The organism is Spiroplasma sp. hy2 (assembly GCF_044714365.1).
GTDB classification, from domain to species: domain Bacteria; phylum Bacillota_I; class Bacilli_A; order Mycoplasmatales; family Mycoplasmataceae; genus Spiroplasma; species Spiroplasma phoeniceum.
In genome coordinates this window covers 1-3,933 of the sequence record NZ_RXFZ02000095.1, presented here as the reverse complement: position 1 = coordinate 3,933, position 3,933 = coordinate 1, and the positions used below count along the sequence as shown (strand labels likewise).

At 26.4% G+C, this 3,933-nt stretch carries 4 protein-coding genes; all 4 read right to left on the bottom strand.

Translation table 4 applies throughout. The features are described from left to right. Window positions 1-137 precede the first annotated feature (137 nt). The 4 genes from EHV01_RS03795 to EHV01_RS03780 all read right to left on the bottom strand — a co-directional run bounded on the left by EHV01_RS03795 (window position 138) and on the right by EHV01_RS03780 (window position 3,822). Window positions 138-662, bottom strand: a complete 525-nt coding sequence (locus EHV01_RS03795; RefSeq protein WP_422066268.1) for a GNAT family N-acetyltransferase — start codon at window positions 660-662, stop codon at window positions 138-140. Window positions 663-679: 17 nt separating this feature from the next. Continuing rightward, a complete protein-coding gene (locus EHV01_RS03790; protein WP_422066267.1) occupies window positions 680-2,278 on the bottom strand; it encodes an MATE family efflux transporter in 1,599 nt (532 codons plus the stop codon). A 127-nt stretch (window positions 2,279-2,405) separates the two neighbouring features. Next, entirely contained in the window at window positions 2,406-3,395 is a 990-nt protein-coding gene (locus EHV01_RS03785) for an ABC transporter ATP-binding protein (RefSeq protein ID WP_422066266.1), read from the bottom strand. After that, window positions 3,388-3,822, bottom strand: a complete 435-nt coding sequence (locus EHV01_RS03780) for a hypothetical protein (protein WP_422066265.1) — start codon at window positions 3,820-3,822, stop codon at window positions 3,388-3,390. The genes EHV01_RS03785 and EHV01_RS03780 overlap by 8 nt, the downstream gene beginning before the upstream one ends. Window positions 3,823-3,933: the final 111 nt, after the last annotated feature.

Below are 3,933 nucleotides of genomic sequence, written 5' to 3'. Positions count from 1 at the left end.
GGAAAATATTAAATTTTTAAATAAAAGACATAATTAATTAAAATTATAATTTGCTATTAGTATCTTTTTAAAAATATTTACAATTATTTTAATAGGTTATGCAAGAAATCTATTATAAGATAAATTTATAAGATAAATTAATTATTATCATCTCTTTCAACTAAAATTACTCATTTATCTTTTATTGAAAAACTATAACAGTTTTGGTGATAATTGTTAATAGCAAAATCATTTAATCCTTTAAAAGCCATTAAATATTTATTATCAGTAATTTCTTTATTACATTTCTTACAACTAAAATTATTTATCATATTATTAATTGCTGTTTGGTTCATTGTTTGAAGATATTTAATCTTACCACGACTAATTTTGGTTGCAATTTGACTTAAATTAGTGCTTTTTGTTTTTGCAATGTATTCACTTAAATATAAGTTAATTGGACGAAATCCTAATTTGCGATAAACATTATATCCTTGTGATGTTGCAATCAACCCAACCAAATCGTAACCTTGATTATAAACACGATTAATTAAATGATTCATCATTAGTTTTGCTAATCCTTGTTGGCGAAAATTTTGATGAGTTGAAATATCCTCAATAACTGCAATATCTTTTTCAAAGTAAATATTTCCAGTTGCTGCAGGAAGATCATTTTTATATAATAGACTTCTTGCATAACCTAGTTATTTTTTTGTTGATGTTTCACTTTTAAAACTTTTTTAGTTCGTAAATCTTCTTGATATTCATTAAAATATGGATCAGGCTCATCAACTAATTTGTTACGATATTTTCTTCAGTAGTAAATTAAAATTGGAATAATAATTGCTGCTGAAATTAAATCATTTAAACCAATAAAGACATAATAGAAAATTAGATTTCCAGTTGCTTGACTAACGCCAAAACCAATTCCAATTAATGGTAAAATTACAACAATTGAACGTAAACTACTTGTAAATGTTGCTAAAAAGGAACGATTAATTCCTTGGAACAACGTTAAAGCAATATAAGTTAATGAACAAAATGGATAAGTCATAAAGTTTAAAACAATTCATCAACGATATTTCGTTGCATATTTTTCAGGAAAAGCAAATAACATCATCATATCTTTTCCAAAAATAATAAAGACAATTAACATTAAACAAAATCAAATAATAATTAATAAACTAACCCGTTTTAAAACTTCTCAAATTCGAGCATTCTTTTTTGCCCCATAATTATAGGCAATAATACTACGAGCCCCTTGTGTAACACCAACCCCTGCTGATAATACTAATGTCATTCATGGCACAATTGAAGAATAAAGTTCCTGCAAAACAGCAACCCCATTATGATATTCTTGGTTTGGTAACTGAACAACAAGGAATGTTGAAACATAAGATGTAACAACTAAAGCAGCATTATTAATAAAATTTGGTAATCCTGCTTTAGTAAAATTAGCAATATTTTTTCCTTCAATTTGGAATAAGTCATTTCAGTAAAATTTTGAATAACTATTTTTTGTTTTAAAAACAATAATAAATCCTCAAATTACTTGTACTGTTCAAGAAAAAACTGTCCCCAACATTGCTCCTGACATTCCAAGATGACAAACTCTCATAAAGAAAATGGCCGCTGCAGCATTAATTAATAATGAACTTAAAATCATAATTATTACTCATTTCATTCGTCCTTCACTACGAATTAAGGACATAAAATAATAACTTAAAAACATCATTGGTGCTGCTGCTAACATTGGAAATGAATATTCTCAACATAAACTTTCTGTAATTGGATTATAATGTTTTCCCATTTGAGAAGTAATAAATATAGCGTTTCATCCCGGAAATACAATACAAAAAATTGCAAATGCAACAATGATTGAAAAAAGAACTGTTAATGAAAAACCATTTCCTGCAATTCGACACATACTTGGAATATCACGTTGCCCATAAGCAATTGAAAAATTCATTGCACAACCCATTCCAATCATAATACTAAACGACCATTGTAAGTTATATGTTTGTGAAGCATATTGAGTTGCAACATTAATAAATGACCGCATATCAGCTAAAGGAATTTCTGTAACACTAATATTTTTTAACCGATTATATGCATCAATATAAAATTGGTCATGAATTAAATCAGGTGCGGCAAATGATAATGCTAAACTTTTATCAACAATATTGTATAACCCTTGAACAATCATTAAGAAAACAGTTGGAACACAAAAGTATGTTATTGTTTTTCAAGGTTTTTCAAACCGTATTTTTTTTTCACGACCTGTTAAAACTTCTGACAAATTAATTTCCTCCCCCCTAATAAAAAAATAAAAAAAACCTTACGATGTAAAGTAATTTTAAAACTACATTAATAATCTTCGTTATAATTATAGCTCAAAAAAATTATTTTACTAAGGTTTTTTAACATTAATTACTTAATGCACTTGCTTTACCAAAATTTTTATTAACTGAAAAAACAACACGATCGTAAATTTCGGTAATATTTGTTACAAATGGTTTAATAGTAATTAAAATTACTTTTTCTTCAAAAGCACGATAAGCAATTTCTTTAATTTGTTCATTGCCATTTTCTAAATGTAAAATTAAACCATCTTCTAATTTTTCAATTATGGGAAGATTTAATTTTTTTACAACATTTTCTAAACTTCCTAACATTGGTTTTTCCATTACGGTAAATTGATAATAGTTTTGGGTTGAATTAATAATAGTACCCGAAAACACAACCTTATCATAATTTAGAATTGTAATCTCATCGGCCAAATCTTGCAATTCAGTTAAAATATGTGAACAAATTAAAATTGTCTTACCTTGGTTTTTAACTTTAATTAAATCATTGAATAATTCTTGGCGAGCAGTTGGGTCTAAATTAGCTGCTGGTTCATCTAAAATTAGGACCTTTGGATCCGCAATTAATGCTTGTGCTAATAAGACCTTTTTCTTCATTCCTGATGAAAATGTATTAGGATTCTTAGTTCGAAATTTTCATAAATTTAGATTTTCTAAGATTTGCTTTGCTTTTACTTTTGCTTCTTTATACTTAACATCTCGTAAATAAATCATTTCAATTAAATATTTATAAACATTTAAATGTTTTGGAAACCTAGCATTTTCAGGAATATATCCAATAATTTTTTTTGCTGCTGGTGAGTTCGCTTTTAAACCATTAATACTAAAATTACCACTTGTTGGAATAATTGCTCCAACTAATGATTTAATTGTTGTGGTTTTTCCTGAACCATTTGGTCCAATAAACCCATAAATTTTCCCTTTTGCAACATTCATATTAATATCATCAACAGCGACAAATTTTTTAAATTTTTTTGTAAATCCATGAATCTCGATTGCTAAATCAGGATTTGGTGTAAAATTACTTTTTTTGTTTTCATAACTATACAAAATCCTTTCTTGTAATTCATCATAATGTTAATTCTGCTAATGCAAGTGTTACTAATAAATAATCCGTATACAAACCAGATAAACTAGTTAATGTTACTGGTTTATTAAAGTCTCCCATTAAAAAATAATTTGTTTTTGCCTTAGAATCACTTGTCTGAAAAGCAACAGAATCAATTTTAACATCTAAATAATTATTAATTGGTAACAACATTGTTGCAGCCATATCATTTGCTCCTGATACACTAGCACTAGCATTTCCTGTTCATATTACAACTCATTGTTGTCATGGATTTAAGTATGCCATTAATTTATAATTTGTTTGAGCTTTTTTAATACTATTTAATTTATCTTGTGGTTGTTGTTCGTTATCATGAATAGCATTATATGGATCATATATTCCTTGTTGTGATCAATAGACTTCTTGCATAACTTATTAAAATAATTGTAAATATTTTTAAAAAGATACTAATAGCAAATTATAATTTTAATTAATTATGTCTTTTATTTAAAAATTTAATATTTTCCTACAACGAAAAAT